The organism is Saccharothrix sp. NPDC042600 (assembly GCF_040647305.1).
GTDB classification, from domain to species: Bacteria; Actinomycetota; Actinomycetes; order Mycobacteriales; family Pseudonocardiaceae; genus Actinosynnema; species Actinosynnema mutabilis.
Genome location: NZ_JBEZBW010000049.1, coordinates 19,896 through 35,836, shown reverse-complemented (window position 1 = coordinate 35,836; position 15,941 = coordinate 19,896). Strand labels below are relative to the sequence as shown.

Here is a 15,941-nt window from a genome sequence, read left to right as displayed (position 1 = left end):
GGGGCCGGAGGCCGCGCCACGCACCACAAGCGACACCACCGCGCCACCCACCCCACCACCGCGCCGCCCACCCCACCGCCGCGCCGCCGCGCCGCCCACCCCACCGCCCACCTCACCGCCGCCCGACCCAGGCCGCGCGTCACCCACAGCAGCCCGGAGCAGCGAAAAGGGCTCCCCGCCGCAGCGAGGAGCCCTCTTCAGCGCACCGTCAGGAGTTGTAGTCCTCCAGCATCTCGGTCACCAGGGCCGCGATCGGCGAGCGCTCCGACCGCGTCAGCGTCACGTGCGCGAACAGCGGGTGGCCCTTCAACTTCTCGATCACCGCCGCCACGCCGTCGTGCCGCCCCACGCGCAGGTTGTCGCGCTGCGCCACGTCGTGCGTCAGCACCACCCGCGAGTTGGCGCCCAGCCGGGACAGCACCGTCAGCAGCACGTTGCGCTCCAGCGACTGCGCCTCGTCCACGATCACGAACGAGTCGTGCAGCGACCGGCCGCGGATGTGGGTCAGGGGCAGGACCTCCAGCATGCCGCGGTCCATGACCTCCTCCACCACGTCCTGGCTGACCAGGGCGCCGAGCGTGTCGAACACCGCCTGCGCCCACGGCTGCATCTTCTCGCTCTCGGAACCCGGCAGATAGCCGAGCTCCTGCCCGCCCACCGCGTACAGCGGGCGGAACACGACGACCTTGCGGTGCTGGCGGCGTTCCATGACCGCCTCCAGGCCCGCGCACAGCGCGAGCGCCGACTTGCCGGTGCCGGCTCGTCCGCCCAGCGAGACGATGCCGACCTCGGTGTCCAGCAGCAGGTCCAGGGCCACGCGCTGCTCGGCGGACCGGCCGTGCAGCCCGAACGCCTCCCGGTCGCCGCGCACCAGCCGGACCCGCTTGTCCGGCGTCACCCTCCCCAGGGCGCTGGACGTGCCGGCGAGCATGCGCAACCCGCTGTGGCACGGCAGTTCCGCGACGTGGGCGATGTCGTGCTCGGTCGGGTCGATCGCGCCGTCCCGGTAGAGCGCGTCGACGACCGACTGGTCCACGTCCACATCGGACATACCGGTGTAACCGGACAGGGTCACGTCGTGGGCGCGGTACTCCTCGGCCGCCAGGCCCACCGCGCCGGCCTTCACCCGCAGCGGCATGTCCTTGGTGACGAGGGTGACCTGCTCGCCCTCGGCCGCGAGGTTGAGCGCGCAGGCCAGGATGCGGGCGTCGTTGGAGTCCGTGCGGAAACCCGCGGGCAGCACCTCCGGGTCGGAGTGGTTCAGCTCGACGCGCAGCGTGCCGCCCACGTCGCCGATCGGGACCGGGTGGTCCAGCCGGCCGTGGCGCAGCCGCAGGTCGTCGAGCAGGCGCAGCGCTTCCCGGGCGAACCAGCCCAGCTCCGGGTGGTGCCGCTTGCCCTCCAGCTCGCTGATGACCACCAGCGGCAGCACCACCTGGTGCTCCGCGAAGCGGGTCATGGACAGCGGGTCGGACAGCAGGACGGACGTGTCCACCACGTAGGTATGGGAGGTCGGCGCACCTCGGCGCCGGGACGTGCTGCGCGATGAGCCTGAGGAACGGCTCGCGGGTCGTCGTGCGTTCACGGCAACTCCTTCACGAACGCGGCACCCGCGTCCGCTCCTCGCTGGGCCAGGCACCACCCCGATCGGACGACACGCCGTTCAGGCGCACCGCCCACGAGGGCCGGGTGCCGGCCCCCTCGCGCTCGCTGCAGCCACGATCGGAGCCTCCCTGCGCGGCCCGCAGTGGTCGCGGCCCGCCAATTCGGAAGTTACCTGCGGAAGTACCCATCTTGCAGGCAGCCACACAGGTGATTCGCCAATTCGTCACGTGGCCGCAAAACAGCGGAAAGATCACGCCGATTGCGGCAACCGGCCGTCACGCACCGGCAACGCGGCGTCGTCCACGCAGCTCAGCGTGGGTACACCACTCCTCCCAGCGACGGTCACGAAGCGTCGCGCGGCAGCCACGGCAGCCCGTCGCGCAGGTCGCGCCGCAGCGTCGCGGGCACCATCGGCTCGTCCAGAAGTCTCAGGTACCTCTCAGCCAGCGTCTCACCAGCCGGACGCAGGTCCAGCCACGCCCGCACCAGCCGGGCGCCCTCGACGTAGGTGGTCGTGTAGGCCCGCCACAGCGGGTCGGCGAGGAAGCGGACCATGTGCCGCGCCCGCCGTTCCGGCACCAGCAGCCAGCGGCGCAGGTGGGCCACCACCTCGTCCTGGGACGCGCGCCGGTCGTGCAGCATCAGCGCCGCGTCCTGTCGCACGGTGAGCAGCCCGGCCGCCGCCGCCTCGACCCGTTCGGCCTGGTCACCGTCCATGCGCAGGCCCAGGTCGCGCAGGATGTCGGCGGTCCAGCGACCCCAGCCGGGCCCGACCACGGCGTGCAGGCCCAGCTCGGCCATGCCCTCGGCCATCAGGCACTGGGGCGTGTTGATCAGGAAGATGCCCTGCTCCAGGTGGCCGCGCTTGCCGACCAGGCCGATCTCCTTGCGGCAGTGCTCGGTGTGGTGGCCGGGGTAGGACTCGTGCGCGACCAGGTGCGGCAGGTTGGACATGCGGTGGCCGAGGTCGGCGTTGATCGCGACCCTGGACCGGAAGTCGCCCAGGTAGTAGTTGAACCCGCTCCACGGCTTGTCGCCGACGACCTCGTACTCGACGACCTCCCGCGGCGGCAGCGCGAACCGCTCGCGGACCAGGTCGCGCAGGGCGCTGGACAGGGCGTGCACCGCGCCCTTGAGCCGGCGCGGCGGAACCTCGTCGGCGGCGCGGTGGTCGGCCAGCCGCCCGGCCAGGGACCCGCCGCCGGGCAGGGCCTCGTCCAGCAGGGCGTGGGCGCGGCGGTAGGTGTCCTCGTCGCCGGGGCGGACCTCGACCTGGAAGTAGGCGCGGACCTCCTCCACGAACGGCACCCGCACGCCGGCGAGCTTGCGGGCGGTGCACTCGACGGCGGTCAGGTGGGCGTCGAGGAAGCGCTTGCGGTCCGGCGCGAGGTCGGTGCCGGGCAGCTCGCGGCGCAGCAGGGCCGCGTGCCCGGCGAGCGTGGCGGGGTGCGGGCGCGGCTCGTCGGCCACGGCCCGGCGCAGGGCCCGGTCGCCCGTGTAGGAGTCGACCAGACCCGGGTGGAGCCGGTCGAGGCGCAGCCCGAGCAGGAGGTACTCCCGCACCAGCTCTCCGGCGTCCATAGGTGCGGGAGCCTACGTCAACCAGGAACAACGACCGCCGACCGGCTCAAAACCGGTATTCCGCGGAATTCACGCGATAGAGCGAAACAGCGTCCAAGATTCGCTCAAAAGTATGGCGTTGGTGGCTCCGGCGAGACACACATGGGTAAGGTCCACACCCGGAAGCCGCACCACAACATCTCCCGCGTGCTTCCGAACTCTTCGGACGTTACACCTCAAGGAGAATTCGCGTGTTCAAGAAGGCAGCGGCGGCGACCGCGATCACGGCGGCTCTGTTGGCCATCGGCTCCCCGGCGTTCGCGGACGACGACATCGACGTGACCGAGCAGGTCGGTCTGGTGAACCTCGAGGAAACCGACATCGTCGAGCAGCTCAACGTCTGCAACATCGAGGTCGTCCAGCTCGTCAACGTCGAGCTGCCGATCGTTCCGATCAGCAGCTACAACTGCGACAACACCGAGGTCGAGGTCGAGGTCGAGGACTGATCTCCTCGACGCGGGACCATTCGTAGCGTCGCACGCGCGTCGGAAGGGGTGGCGGCGGCGAGCTTCGTGCCCCGCCCTTTCCGACCCGTTCGGCCATCTGCGCATCACCACCATCCACGACGTGTCCGTCGTCGGAACGATAAAACACCTAGGGAGTAGTTGCATGCTGAAGAAGGTTGGCGCTCTCGCCGCGATCACCGCCGGAATGCTGCTCATGGCTTCCCCCGCGTTCGCGGGTGAGCCGGGTTCCGACGACGTCGACCGCGTGGTCGGCAGCGCCCGCGACATCGACGACATCGACCACACCGACCAGGTGGGTCTGGTGAACATCGACGACTCGGAGATCCTCGACCAGATCAACGTCTGCAACATCGAGGTCGTCCAGCTCGTCAACGTCGAGATCCCGGTCGTGCCGATCGACAGCTACAACTGCGAGAACACCGAGGCCGAGATCGAGGTGGAGGACGGGGACCACCACCACCACCACCACGGCGACCACCACTGGGACCACCACTGATCGTCGGGTTTTACCACGATCGACCGTTCGTGACCGATCAGCCGCGCCGGAAATAACCGGAACAGGCGATAGATCACGAAGCCGCGTCACACGATGGTGTCGCCAGCACTCGGACGGACTGTTGTTCGCGTAACTTTTCACCTTGAGGACCCCAGCGTCCGGAGATCCCCGAAGACTCCGGAAGGTTCGGGGGAAATCCCGACACGAAGGAGATTCAAGTGCTGAAGAAGGCAGGCGCTGTCGTCGGCGTCGCGGCGGGCCTCTTGATGCTCGGTTCCCCCGCGTTCGCCGCCGGCGAAGGCTTCCAGTGGAACAGCGCCCCGCTCGTGAGCGCTTTGAACGGCAACAACGTCAACGCGGTCGTGGGCGTGTGCGGTAACAACGTGGGTGTCCTCGGTGCCGCGGTGCCGATCAACTCGCCGTACTTCATCGACAACTGCGCCGCCGGCGGCATCGTCGACGGCGACGACGTGAACTTCTACGGCGAGAACGACGGCGACTGACAGTCATCGCACCGAACCCGCCAGGGGCGCTGACCGGTACCCATTCCGGTGGCGCCCCTGGTGTTTCTCGACAACTCGCGAGCGCGCCACGCACCTCTTCACACGATGGTGTTATCGAGCGCGCCACCGGGCGAGATCTTCGATAGCTTTCGCCCATTCGGACCATTACCTAAGGAGACCTGACGTGCTGAAGAAGGCAAGCGCCATCGCCGGCATCGCGGCCGGCTTCATGCTGCTGGGTTCGCCCGCGTTCGCCACCACCGGAGTCCCCGGCGGCTGGGAGGAGGGCGGCAACAGCGGTCCCCAGTTCAACAACGGCGGGTTGCTGTCCGCGGTCAACGGCAACAACCTGAACGTCGTGGCCGGTGTGTGCGGCAACAACGTGGGCGTCCTCGGCGCCGCGGTGCCGATCAACTCGCCGTACTTCATCGACAACTGCGCCGCCGGCGGCGTCGTCGACGGCGACGACGCCAACTTCTACGGCGAGAACGGCTGATCCAGCCGAGAGTTCGAGGGGGCGTCCCACGGGACGCCCCCTTTCGCGTTCAGCCGCCGAAGCGGCGGTGGCGCAGGGCGTAGTCGCGGAGCGCGCGCAGGAAGTCCGTGCGGCGGAACTCCGGCCAGTAGGCCTCGCAGAACCAGAACTCCGAGTGCGCCGACTGCCACAGCATGAACCCCGACAGCCGCTGCTCCCCCGACGTCCGGATCAGCAGGTCCGGGTCCGGCTGCCCGGAGGTGTAGAGGTGCTCCGCGATGTGGTCCACGTCCAGGACCTCCGCCAGCTCCTCGATCGTCCCGCCCGACTCGGCGTGCTTCTGCAGCAGCTTGCGCACCGCGTCCGCGATCTCCTGCCGCCCGCCGTACCCGACCGCGACGTTGACCTCCAGGCCGGTGCGGTCGCGGGTGCGCAGGGACGCGGCGGACAGGCGTGCCGCGGTCTCGGTGGGCAGCAGGTCCAGGGCGCCGACGTGCCGGACGCGCCACGGGTTACCGGGCTCGGCGATCTCGTCCACGATGTCGCCGATGATGTCCAGCAGCGGCCCGAGCTCCTCGATCGGCCGGTTGAGGTTGTCCGTGGACAGCATCCACAGGGTCACCACCTCGACCTCGGCCTCGCGGCACCAGTTGAGCAGTTCGAGGATCTTGCGCGCGCCGACGCGGTGGCCGTGGACGACGTCGGTGAAGCCGGCCTCCTTCGCCCAGCGCCGGTTCCCGTCGAGGACGACTCCGACGTGCCGGGGCCGTTGCTTCCCGTCCAGCCACCGGTTGAGCCGGTACTCGTAACCCTTGAGGAGGACGTTCTTGACCCGTTCGCGAAGACCCACGCTGGAAGAGCGTACGCCGGGTGGGGGCGGTCACGCCGTCGCCCGCCGGCCTGCCCCCCTACGGTCCCGTAACCTCGGGCGGGTGACGACGTCGACGATCCCCGAGCCGCCGGCACCGGCACTGCGCCCGCGCCTGCGCGGTTGGCTGCACTTCTGGTCCTTCGTGGTGTCCGTCGCGACGGGCGCCACCCTGATCGCCCTGGCCGCCGCCACCGTCTCCGCGAAGGCGGCGCTGGCGACCTCCGTCTACGGCGCGACCGTCGTCGGCCTGTTCGGCGTGAGCGCCCTGTACCACCGGGTCAACTGGACCAGCGTGAAGGCGCGGACGTGGATGAAGCGCCTCGACCACTCGATGATCTTCGTGTTCATCGCGGGCACGTACACGCCGTTCGCCCTGCTGGCGATGGAACCGGCGACGGGCAACGTCGTGCTGGCCGTCGTGTGGCTGGGCGCGCTGGGCGGCGTGACCCTGAAGCTGGCCTGGCCGCACGCGCCGCGCTGGCTGGGCGTCCCGATCTACATCGCCCTGGGCTGGGTGGCGGTCTTCGTCCTGCCGGACCTCCTGCACCACGTGGGCGTGGCCGCGCTGGTCCTGCTGCTGGCCGGCGGCCTCCTCTACACGGTCGGCGCGGTCTTCTACGCGTCGCGCTGGCCCAACCCGTGGCCGAACGTCTTCGGCTACCACGAGTTCTTCCACGCGGCGACGGTGCTGGCGGCGCTCTGCCACTACATCGCGATCTGGTTCGCGATCTACTCGTAGCGGTCGGGCGCGGGCCACTCCGCCTCCGGCGGCGCCGGTCCGCGCCCGGCACGGACTCCAGTCGGCACACTTCCGCCGGCGACCGGGCGCACCGCGGCGTCACGCCAGGTCCGGCCCCTGGGCGCGCAGGTCGTCCACGCGGGACATCGCCTCGCGCAACTCGGTCAGCCACGTGTCCGCGTGCTGCCCGACGAGGCGGACCGCCCAGGCCAGGGCTTCCGACCGGGACCGGGCCACGCCCGCCGCCACCAGGGTGTCCAGGACCTGCCGTTCCGGCTGGCGCAGCCGGGTCATCACCGGCACGGACAGGGTCGTGAACAGCTCCTCCGTCCCGCCCAGCCGCGCGCCCCACGCCACCTTGCGGCGGTAGCGGTGCTCGGCCTGGCGGGCGATCTCGATGCGTTCCTCGCGGGTCTGCTCGCGGAACCGGCTGATCCGGCCCGACTCCGCCGCCGCCCGCTCGGCCTCGTCGGCGAACTCGCCGGTCAGCGGCGGGAGCGTGCCCACCACCAGGATCTCCTCGCGGTCCACCGTCACGGTCGGCGCCTCGGTGAACCAGCCGTCCGGGAGCCGTCCCGCGAACCAGGCCGCCGCGTCGTCCGCCGGCGGCTGCTCGGTCTGCTGCCAGCGCGAACCCCAACCTCGTCGCATCACGCACCACCTTGATTACACGATTACAGTGCAATCGACGCTACGCCGGTAACGGGCCAACACAACGGTGGTTCGCTACCGGTGAAGCCCTACCGGTGAAGGGCCGCGGCCAGGTCGTCAACGGTGGTGACGGGGCGGTCGCAGACGTAGCCGCGGCACACGTAGGCCGCCGGGCCGCCGTCGACCAACGGCCGGTCCGCCAGCAACGGCGCGGAGTCCGGGTCGCCCGCGACCACCACGCCGCCGCCGTGCACGCCGCGCCACGCCGTCGCCACCAGCGCCGGGTCACCGCCGACGACCGCCACCTGCACCGGCCCGTGCTCCAACGCCTCCGCCACGGACAGCCAGTGCCCCGCGAACCTCGGCTCCCGCGCCGCCAGCAACCCGGCCCGCGCCACCGCCGCCTCGGCCGCCGCCCGGTACTCCGCCGCCCGGGGCGCACCCAGCACCGACGCCGTGACCAGCGCCGACGCCAACGACGACGCCCCGGACGGGCTCGCGTTGTCCGACGGGTCCGACGGTCGCTGCACCAACGCCTCGGCGTCGTCCGCGGTGTCGTAGTAGACGCCCGGCTCCGACCCCGCGAACCGCGCCAGCGCCGAGTCCAGCAACGAGCACGCGGCGGTCAGCCACCGCGCCTCCCCGGTCGCCTGGTGCAGCGCCAGCAGGCCGTCGGCGAAGCAGCCGTAGTCCTCCAGCACGCCCGCCGCCGTGCCCGCCACACCACCCCGGGACGTCCGCAGCAACCGCCCGTCGACCACGTGCAGGTCCAGCAGCAACGACGCCGCCCGCACCGCCGCCTCGACCCAGCGCGGCTCGCCGAACACCGAGCCCGCCTCGGCCAGCGCGGTGATCGCGAGCCCGTTCCACGCCGTCACGACCTTGTCGTCCAGGCCCGGCTGCGGACGCCGCTCCCGCGCCTCCAGCAGCGCGGCGGCGATCTCCGGCACCGGGTCGCCGAGCATCCGCAGCGTGGACGCGCCGTGCTCGAACGTCCCCTCCTCGGTCACGCCGTACAGCACGGCGGCCCGCGCGCCCTCGACCGGCCCGAGCACCTCGGCGAGCTGCGCGGGCGTCCACACGTAGGTCAGGCCCTCGACGCCCTCGGTGTCGGCGTCCAGCGACGCGGCGAACCCGCCCTCCGGCGTGGCCAGGGTGCGCAGCAGGAACTCGGCGGTCTCGCGCACCACCCGCGCGTACCGCGGCGACGGGTCGCGCCGGCTCAGGTGGGTGTAGACGCGCAGCAGCAAAGCGTTGTCGTACAACATCTTCTCGAAGTGCGGCACGACCCACTCGGCGTCCACGCTGTACCGGGCGAACCCGCCCGCCAACTGGTCGTACAACCCGCCCGCGGCCATCGCGTCGCACGTCGCCCGCGCCATGGACAACGCCTCCACCGACCCGGTCCGCTCGTGGTGGCGCAGCAGGAACTCCAGCACCATCGACGGCGGGAACTTCGGCGCGCCGCCGAACCCGCCGTTCGCCCGGTCGAAGTGCCCGAGCAGCGACACCACCGCGCCGGACAGCACCTCGGAGTCCACAGTGGACTGCGGAAGGGGTTTGAACGCCAACTGGGACACGATGCTCGCCGCCGACTCGCGCACCTCCGCGCCCTGCTCGCGCCACGCGTGGTCGATCGCCTCCAGCACCTGCCGGAACGACGGCATGCCGCGCCCCGGCGCGGGCGGGTAGTAGGTGCCGGCGTAGAACGGCTCCCCGTCCGGGGTCAGGAAGACGGTCATCGGCCACCCGCCGTGCCCGCTGAGCGCCTGCGTCACCGCCATGTAGACCGCGTCCACGTCGGGGCGCTCCTCGCGGTCCACCTTGACGTTGACGAAGTGCGCGTTCATGTACTCGGCGGTGACCTCGTCCTCGAACGACTCGTGGGCCATCACGTGGCACCAGTGGCAGGCCGCGTACCCGACCGACAGCAGCACCGGCACGTCCCGCTCGCGCGCCTCCGCGAACGCCTCCGGCGACCACTCGTGCCAGTCCACCGGGTTCTCGGCGTGCTGGAGCAGGTACGGGCTGGTCGAGGACGCGAGCCGGTTCGTCATGCGTCCACAGTAATTCCCACGCGGCGCGCGGACCGGTTCGATCACACTGGGCAGGTGGAGACCACCGAGCGCCTACCCCACGACCTGCGGCACCTGACCGGCCCGTTCGACGTGGTGGGGGACGTCCACGGCTGCCGCGTCGAGCTGGTGCACCTCCTGCGGGAGCTGGGCTACGAGGTCGCCGACGACGGGGCCGCCCACCCCGACGGCCGGACGGCGGTGTTCGTCGGCGACCTGGTGGACCGCGGGCCGGACACGCCCGGCGTGCTGCGGCTGGTGATGGGCATGGTGCGGGAGGGCGCGGCCCTGTGCGTGCGCGGCAACCACGACGACAAGCTGGCGCGGGCGTTGCGGGGCCGGGACGTGACGGTCGTGCACGGCCTGGAGAAGTCGCTGGCGCAGCTCGCGCGGGAGAGCGCGGAGTTCCGCGCGGAGGTGCTGGAGTTCCTCGACGCGCTGGTGCCGCACTACGTCCTGGACGGCGGCGACCTGGTCGTGGCGCACGCGGGCCTGCCCGAGCGCTACCACGGGGTCGAGTCGGCCAAGTCCCGCGCGCTGGCCGTGTGGGGGCAGAGCACGGGGGCGCTCGACGCGCGCGGGTTCCCGGTGCGGCACCCGTGGTTCGAGGAGTACAGCGGCACCGCGACCGTCCTGTATGGACACACGCCGGTCGAGGAACCGGTGTGGGTCAACAGGACCCTGTGCCTGGACACGGGGTGCGCGTTCGGCGGGGCGTTGACGGCGGTGCGCTGGCCGGAGCGCGACCTGGTGTCCGTCCCGGCCCGGCGGGTGTGGTACCCGCGCTGAGCCGCGGCTCGGGTGGTCCGCCCCGTCGGGCCGCTCCGGTCCCTAGTCGTCCTTCTCGGCCTTCTTCGGCGCGTCCGCCGGGGAGGCGTCCCCGGGCGGGTCGAAGGACGCCGGCAGCTTGCGCAGGTGCTTGTTCATCGAACGGACCAGGAAGAACACCGCGATGAAGAACAGCACCAGGATCAGCAGGCCCAGCGGGGAGGACTTGCCGAAGTCCTCTTGCTGACCGCCGGGGTCCTTGGTGGTCGAGGGCTGCACCAGCACCATCGCCGTCGTCTGGTCCCAGGGGACCGGGTTCACGCCGTCACCTTTTCCCTCACGCCCGCGAACAGGTCGTCCTCGGGCAACGTGCTGTCGACCAGCGAGCGCGCCAGTTCGTACTCCTCGGTGGGCCACACGGCGCGCTGCATCTCCAGCGGCACGGCGAACCAGCGGCTGTCGGGGTCGATCTGGGTCGCGTGGGCCTTGAGGGCCTCGTCGCGGACCGGGAAGTACTCGGCGCACTCGACGCGGGTGGTGACGCGTTCGATCACGTCGGGCCGGTCGGCGTCCCAGCCGGCCAGCCACTCCGCGTACGGGGACTCCTGGCCCTGCTCGATCAGCGCCTCGTGGAAGGCGAGCAGCTTGGCGCGGGAGAAGCCGTGCGAGTAGTACAGCTTCAGCGGCTGCCACGGCTCGCCGGCCTCGGGGTACCTGTCCGGGTCGCCGGCCGCGTCCCAGGCCGCGACGGACACCTCGTGGCAGCGGATGTGGTCGGGGTGCGGGTAGCCGCCGTTCTCGTCGTAGGTGACGATCACGTGCGGGCGGAACTCGCGGATGACCGCCACCAGCGGCGGGACGGACTCCTCCAGCGGCGTCAGGGCGAAGCAGCCCTCCGGCAGCGGCGGCAGCGGGTCGCCCTCGGGCAGGCCGGAGTCGACGAAGCCCAGCCAGCGGTGCTGGACGCCGAGGATCTCGGCGGCGCGCGCCATCTCCGCGCGGCGGACCTCGCCCATGTTCTCCAGGACGTCCGGCCGGTCGGCGAGCTTGGGGTTCAGGATGCTCCCCGCCTCGCCACCGGTGCAGGTCACCACCATGACCTCGTGCCCCTCGGCGACGTAGCGCGCCATCGTCGCGGCACCCTTGCTCGACTCGTCGTCGGGGTGCGCGTGCACCGCCATCAGGCGCAGCTTCTCAACCATGACGGTGGTGGTCCTCCCTCGGGCCCTGCCGGACGGGGCCGCCCCGGCCCCTGCGACACTCAACGCGGTGGTCGCGGACCATTGTTCCCCACGGGCAGGAAAGGTTCGGCAGGTGGCACTCCCGGAAGGCCGGTACGGCAAACCCCGCCGCACCCTGCCGACGTGGGCCCGTTGGTCACTGCCCGTGGTCGCCGTGCTGGTCGGGGCCGTGGTGGCCTGGGTCGGGTACCGCAACCTCGGGACCAAGCCGGTCGAGGCGAAGCAGACCGCGTTCCGGGTGCTGGACGCCGGGTCGGTGGAGATCACGTTCGAGGTGGTTCGGGAGACGCCCGAGCAGGCCGTCGTGTGCATCGTCCGAGCGCGGTCCGAGGACGGCGACGAGGCCGGGCGGCGCGAGGTGCTCGTCCCGCCGGGTGACACCCGGGTCTATCCCACGACGGTGCTCCGGACGTCGAAAGAAGCGACGACCGGCGAGGTGTTCGGCTGCTCCTACCAGGTTCCGCCCTACCTGTCCACGAGGTAGCGGCCAAGCGGGTGATCTGCGGGTTTAGCGGCCCGATCCGGAACAAAACACCGTCGCTGAACGTTGTAGGCGTGTTACTCTGGCCTTTCAGCACGGCCCCGACGCGGGCCGTGTTTTTCCGTTCCGGGCGCGTGCGTCCGGGAACTGCCAGCCCACGCCGTGGGCCGGAGCAAGACGAGGAGTTGGTGACCGTGAGCGACACTGAGGTGACCTGGCTGACCCAGGAGGCCTACGACCGGCTCAAGGCTGAGCTGGACGAGATGATCGAGAATCGCCCGGTCATCGCCGCGGAGATCAACGCGCGCCGCGAGGAGGGCGACCTCCGCGAGAACGGCGGCTACCACGCCGCCCGCGAGGAGCAGGGCAAGCAGGAGGCCCGCATCCGGCAGCTCCAGGAGCTGCTGCGCGTCGCGAAGGTCGGCGAGGCGCCCACCGTCTCCGGTGTGGCCGCCCCCGGCATGGTCCTCACCGTGCGTTACGAAGGCGACGACGAGACCGAGGACTTCCTGCTGGCCACGCGCGAGGAAGGCGCCCACGGCTCCCTGGAGGTCTACTCCCCGTCCTCGCCGCTGGGCAAGGCGCTCAACGGCGCCAAGGAAGGCGAGACGCGGGAGTACGAGCTGCCCAACGGCAGCACCATGAAGGTGACGCTGATCAAGGCGGTGCCGTACGCGGCCTGATCCCACGGACACAGCCAGGGGCGGCCACCGAGGCGAGGTGGCCGCCCCTCTTGCTGTGCGGGGATGGGAGCCGGCGGCGGTGCGAGCCGGTGGTGGGGGGGCGAGCCGGCGGCGGGGGGCGAGCCGGTGGTGGGGCTTCGAGGTGACGGCGGCGCGGGTCCGGCGCCTACAGCACCCGCTCCAGCAACGGCCGGACCCGTGGCGGCACGGGCGTGGACAGCGCGATCGACGTCGACAACCGCTGCACCCCCGGCACGTCCACCACCTCGTCGATCACCCGTTGCAGGTCGGCGTTCGACCGCGCCACCATCCGGACGAAAAGATCACCCTGTCCGGTGGTCGCGTGCACCTCGCACACCTCGTTGATCGCCGCCAGCCCGTCCGACACCTGTTGCCGCCGGCCCTGTTCGATCTCCAGGACCGCGAACGCCGTCAGCCCGTACCCCATCGCGGCCAGGTCCAGCGCCGGCGGGAACCCCGTCAGCACCCCGCGCGCGACCAACCTGTCCAGCCGCGCCTGCACCGTCCCCCGCGCGACGCCCAGCCGCCGGGAGCACTCCAGCACCCCCAGTCTCGGCTCGTCGGTGAGCAGCAGCAGCAGGCGCGCGTCCAACGCGTCCACGGCCTGGTCAGAGTGTTCAGCTTGCCCGTCGGAAACCATAATCCACAGTACAACTTGCACAGCGAAAAACGAGACTGTTGCTCACCCTGCCCAGCGCCGCACATGCTGTGAGGCATGACGCAGCAGCTTGACGACGTGAGCTACGACCAGCTCCGCCAACTCGTGGGTCTGGTCGACTACGACGGGACGCGCGATCCGTTCCCCGTGCGCTCCATGGACGCCGTGGTCTTCGTGGTCGGCAACGCGACCCAGACCGCGTGGTTCTACCAGGTCGCCTTCGGGATGCAGCTCGTCGCGTACGCCGGGCCCGAGACGGGGCAGCGGGACCACAAGTCCTTCGTGCTCAAGTCCGGTTCGGCGCGGTTCGTGATCAAGGGCGGGGTCCAGCCGGACAGCCCGCTGCTCGACCACCACCGCAAGCACGGTGACGGTGTCGTGGACCTCGCACTGGAGGTCGCCGACGTCGACAAGTGCGTCGAACACGCCCGCAGCCAGGGCGCCACGGTCCTTGAAGAGCCCCACGACATCGAGGACGAGCACGGCGTGGTGCGCATCGCCGCCATCGCGACCTACGGCGAGACCCGCCACACGCTGGTCGACCGGTCCCGCTACACCGGTCCGTACCTGCCGGGCTACGTGGCCAAGGAGAGCACCGTCGTCCGACCCGAGGGCGCGCCGAAGCGGCTGTTCCAGGCGGTGGACCACTGCGTGGGCAACGTCGAACTCGGCAAGATGGACTACTGGGTCGAGTGGTACAACCGCGTCATGGGCTTCGTGAACATGGCGGAGTTCATCGGCGACGACATCGCCACCGACTACTCGGCGCTCATGAGCAAGGTGGTGTCCAACGGCAACCACCGGGTGAAGTTCCCGCTGAACGAGCCGGCGATCGCCAAGCGCAAGTCGCAGATCGACGAGTACCTGGAGTTCTACTCGGGCGCGGGCGTGCAGCACATCGCGCTCGCCACCAACGACATCGTCGCCACGCTGACCGCCATGCGCGCGGCCGGCGTCGAGTTCCTGGAGACCCCGGACTCGTACTACGACGACCCGGAGCTCCGGGCCCGCATCGGCGAGGTGCGCGTGCCGATCGAGGTGCTCAAGGAGCACCGCATCCTGGTCGACCGCGACGAGGACGGCTACCTGCTGCAGATCTTCACGAAGCCGATCGGCGACCGGCCGACCGTCTTCTACGAGCTGATCGAGCGCCACGGCTCGCTCGGCTTCGGCAAGGGCAACTTCAAGGCCCTGTTCGAGGCCATCGAGCGCGAGCAGGAGCGTCGGGGCAACCTCTGACGAATCGCGCGTGAAGGGCCGGTCCGCCACCAGCGGGCCGGCCCTTTCCTGTGGGAACCCTGAGAGGGGCACTCGGGACGCCGCCGGACCGGTACCCTCGGTGCGGGGGTTTGCACGGATTTCACCTGGGGAGGTGGCATGGCACTCGCGGGACGCGTCACCGCGGTGCTGCCGCTCGTCGGCGCGGTGGCCACGGCCGTGGCGCTGACCGGTGCGGCGTTCTTCACCGTGGCGCACGCGGGCTGCGCCGAGACGGGCCGGTTCGTCGAGCACGACGGCGTCGTTCGCTACGAGGGCGGCTGCGTGGACGGGCACGACCTGCCGGCGGTGCCGAAGGTCGAGAACGCCCGGTACGACGTCAAGCCCTGAACGCTGTGTTCAATGGCGCGCCTCCGGCGCGCGGCTCGGCCGCCCAGAAGTCGGCTCGTCACGCCGCCTTTCCCGCCGATCAAAAAGCGCGATCGTCGACAAAGGCGACCCGACAAGCCGACGGCGGCCTCACGGGTCAAGCCTTGAGTTCGTTCACCAGCGTCCGCAGCCATGGTTCGCGGATCGCCGGTTCCTCGCACAGCACGGCCGCCAGTTGTGCTCGACGCTGCCGTCCGGCCTCCACCACGGCCAGCGCTTCGGCGAGCGCGACACGGGTCCGCTCGTCGTGACGGGGCTGGGCGACCGACTCGTCGGACCACAGCGTGGACTTGAACGACCTGGTCAGCTTGGGTTGGGAGTTGCCGAACCAGCCCCACACGCCCCAGTCCAGGGACACGTTGCGGATCGCGCTCGCGGGCAGCTCGGCGGTCCAGGGCGCGTGCTGGTGCCAGCGCCACGTCTTCGGGCTGGTCTTGTCGCGGCGGGTGATGCCGATGAACCGCAGGCGGCGGCGCACGACGTCCCAGGCGACCCGGTCGCCCTCGATCCAGTCGCGCAGCAGGTGGTAGAGGTTCGTGTACGTGCTGCCCTCGCAGACCAGGTCGACGAACGCGGTCGGCCGGCCGGTGGCCAGGGCGTGCGGTGAGACGCCCAGCGCGGTGAGGTTCGCGCGCAGCTGGGGCAGTTCGTCGCCGGAGACCCGGTAGGAGCCGTACACCGACAGCGGCACCTGGTGCAGGCGGTCGCGCCACGACGTGTGCTCCAGGGCCCCGCTGAGCAGGTCGAACACGCTGTCCGCGGACCGGCCGACGAAGTACAGGTCGCTGTCGGCGCAGCGCGCGAGGACCTGGCCCGCGCACTCGACCAGGTCGTCCACGTACCAGAGGTCGGGCGGGTCGGCGGGCAGCGACCCGAGGTGGTCGGGACGCACCAGGTCCCAGCGGAACGGGCGGTTGGGCTCGGGCACGTGCCCAGACAA

Annotated in this window: 18 protein-coding genes and 1 pseudogene; 10 read left to right on the top strand and 9 right to left on the bottom strand. The window is 71.0% G+C overall.

The window, feature by feature from the left end:
• Positions 1 to 208 precede the first annotated feature (208 nt).
• The gene (locus tag AB0A74_RS26000; protein ID WP_358253321.1) at positions 209 to 1,498 is read right to left on the bottom strand and encodes a PhoH family protein; all 1,290 of its coding nucleotides are present in this window, start codon (positions 1,496 to 1,498) and stop codon (positions 209 to 211) included.
• A 449-nt stretch (positions 1,499 to 1,947) separates the two neighbouring features.
• The gene (locus AB0A74_RS25995) at positions 1,948 to 3,186 is read right to left on the bottom strand and encodes a DUF885 domain-containing protein (protein WP_358253319.1); all 1,239 of its coding nucleotides are present in this window, start codon (positions 3,184 to 3,186) and stop codon (positions 1,948 to 1,950) included.
• Between the two features lie 230 nt (positions 3,187 to 3,416).
• Here AB0A74_RS25995 and AB0A74_RS25990 point away from each other — a divergent pair, with 230 nt between their 5' ends.
• The 4 genes from AB0A74_RS25990 to AB0A74_RS25975 all read left to right on the top strand — a co-directional run bounded on the left by AB0A74_RS25990 (position 3,417) and on the right by AB0A74_RS25975 (position 5,187).
• On the top strand, positions 3,417 to 3,671 hold the full coding sequence (locus tag AB0A74_RS25990; RefSeq protein ID WP_358253318.1) for a hypothetical protein: 255 nt from the start codon (positions 3,417 to 3,419) through the stop codon (positions 3,669 to 3,671).
• Between the two features lie 163 nt (positions 3,672 to 3,834).
• Complete coding sequence (locus tag AB0A74_RS25985) at positions 3,835 to 4,188, top strand: hypothetical protein (protein WP_358253316.1); 354 nt, start codon at positions 3,835 to 3,837, stop codon at positions 4,186 to 4,188.
• Between the two features lie 218 nt (positions 4,189 to 4,406).
• The gene (locus tag AB0A74_RS25980; protein ID WP_358253315.1) at positions 4,407 to 4,691 is read left to right on the top strand and encodes a hypothetical protein; all 285 of its coding nucleotides are present in this window, start codon (positions 4,407 to 4,409) and stop codon (positions 4,689 to 4,691) included.
• 184 nt (positions 4,692 to 4,875) lie between these two features.
• Positions 4,876 to 5,187, top strand: coding sequence for a hypothetical protein (locus AB0A74_RS25975; protein ID WP_358253313.1), 312 nt, complete (start codon positions 4,876 to 4,878; stop codon positions 5,185 to 5,187).
• Between the two features lie 49 nt (positions 5,188 to 5,236).
• On the opposite strand, the gene AB0A74_RS25970 is transcribed toward AB0A74_RS25975, so the two are convergent.
• Positions 5,237 to 6,016: an isoprenyl transferase gene (locus AB0A74_RS25970; RefSeq protein ID WP_358253311.1), complete on the bottom strand. Its 780-nt coding sequence runs from the start codon at positions 6,014 to 6,016 to the stop codon at positions 5,237 to 5,239.
• A gap of 82 nt (positions 6,017 to 6,098) precedes the next feature.
• On the opposite strand from AB0A74_RS25970, the gene AB0A74_RS25965 reads away from it, so the two are divergent.
• Positions 6,099 to 6,776: a hemolysin III family protein gene (locus tag AB0A74_RS25965; RefSeq protein ID WP_343932571.1), complete on the top strand. Its 678-nt coding sequence runs from the start codon at positions 6,099 to 6,101 to the stop codon at positions 6,774 to 6,776.
• Between the two features lie 99 nt (positions 6,777 to 6,875).
• On the opposite strand, the gene AB0A74_RS25960 is transcribed toward AB0A74_RS25965, so the two are convergent.
• On the bottom strand, positions 6,876 to 7,427 hold the full coding sequence (locus AB0A74_RS25960) for a hypothetical protein (protein ID WP_358253309.1): 552 nt from the start codon (positions 7,425 to 7,427) through the stop codon (positions 6,876 to 6,878).
• Positions 7,428 to 7,516: 89 nt separating this feature from the next.
• On the bottom strand, positions 7,517 to 9,484 hold the full coding sequence (locus tag AB0A74_RS25955; protein WP_358253307.1) for a thioredoxin domain-containing protein: 1,968 nt from the start codon (positions 9,482 to 9,484) through the stop codon (positions 7,517 to 7,519).
• Positions 9,485 to 9,550: 66 nt separating this feature from the next.
• On the opposite strand from AB0A74_RS25955, the pseudogene AB0A74_RS25950 reads away from it, so the two are divergent.
• Positions 9,551 to 10,282, top strand: a pseudogene (locus AB0A74_RS25950) (metallophosphoesterase); the annotation flags it as partial.
• A 51-nt stretch (positions 10,283 to 10,333) separates the two neighbouring features.
• Here the strand turns inward: AB0A74_RS25950 and AB0A74_RS25945 are convergent.
• The gene (locus tag AB0A74_RS25945; RefSeq protein ID WP_358253357.1) at positions 10,334 to 10,558 is read right to left on the bottom strand and encodes a hypothetical protein; all 225 of its coding nucleotides are present in this window, start codon (positions 10,556 to 10,558) and stop codon (positions 10,334 to 10,336) included.
• Between the two features lie 29 nt (positions 10,559 to 10,587).
• A complete protein-coding gene (gene mca / locus AB0A74_RS25940) occupies positions 10,588 to 11,472 on the bottom strand; it encodes a mycothiol conjugate amidase Mca (protein ID WP_358253305.1) in 885 nt (294 codons plus the stop codon).
• 112 nt (positions 11,473 to 11,584) lie between these two features.
• Between mca and AB0A74_RS25935 the strand changes: the two genes are divergently transcribed.
• Together AB0A74_RS25935 and greA are read left to right on the top strand one after the other, a co-directional pair.
• A complete protein-coding gene (locus AB0A74_RS25935) occupies positions 11,585 to 11,995 on the top strand; it encodes a DUF4307 domain-containing protein (protein WP_358253303.1) in 411 nt (136 codons plus the stop codon).
• Between the two features lie 185 nt (positions 11,996 to 12,180).
• Positions 12,181 to 12,675, top strand: coding sequence for a transcription elongation factor GreA (gene greA, locus AB0A74_RS25930; protein ID WP_309115651.1), 495 nt, complete (start codon positions 12,181 to 12,183; stop codon positions 12,673 to 12,675).
• Positions 12,676 to 12,841: 166 nt separating this feature from the next.
• Here the strand turns inward: greA and AB0A74_RS25925 are convergent, their stop codons facing one another.
• Positions 12,842 to 13,336: an Lrp/AsnC family transcriptional regulator gene (locus tag AB0A74_RS25925; protein ID WP_343932575.1), complete on the bottom strand. Its 495-nt coding sequence runs from the start codon at positions 13,334 to 13,336 to the stop codon at positions 12,842 to 12,844.
• 75 nt (positions 13,337 to 13,411) lie between these two features.
• On the opposite strand from AB0A74_RS25925, the gene hppD reads away from it, so the two are divergent.
• Together hppD and AB0A74_RS25915 are read left to right on the top strand one after the other, a co-directional pair.
• Positions 13,412 to 14,593 (top strand): 4-hydroxyphenylpyruvate dioxygenase, encoded by a 1,182-nt coding sequence (gene hppD, locus AB0A74_RS25920; protein WP_358253301.1) that lies wholly within the window; start codon positions 13,412 to 13,414, stop codon positions 14,591 to 14,593.
• 138 nt (positions 14,594 to 14,731) lie between these two features.
• Positions 14,732 to 14,962: a hypothetical protein gene (locus AB0A74_RS25915; RefSeq protein ID WP_358253299.1), complete on the top strand. Its 231-nt coding sequence runs from the start codon at positions 14,732 to 14,734 to the stop codon at positions 14,960 to 14,962.
• Positions 14,963 to 15,098: 136 nt separating this feature from the next.
• Here AB0A74_RS25915 and AB0A74_RS25910 read toward each other — a convergent pair whose 3' ends face one another.
• Positions 15,099 to 15,929 (bottom strand): hypothetical protein, encoded by an 831-nt coding sequence (locus tag AB0A74_RS25910; RefSeq protein ID WP_358253297.1) that lies wholly within the window; start codon positions 15,927 to 15,929, stop codon positions 15,099 to 15,101.
• Positions 15,930 to 15,941: the final 12 nt, after the last annotated feature.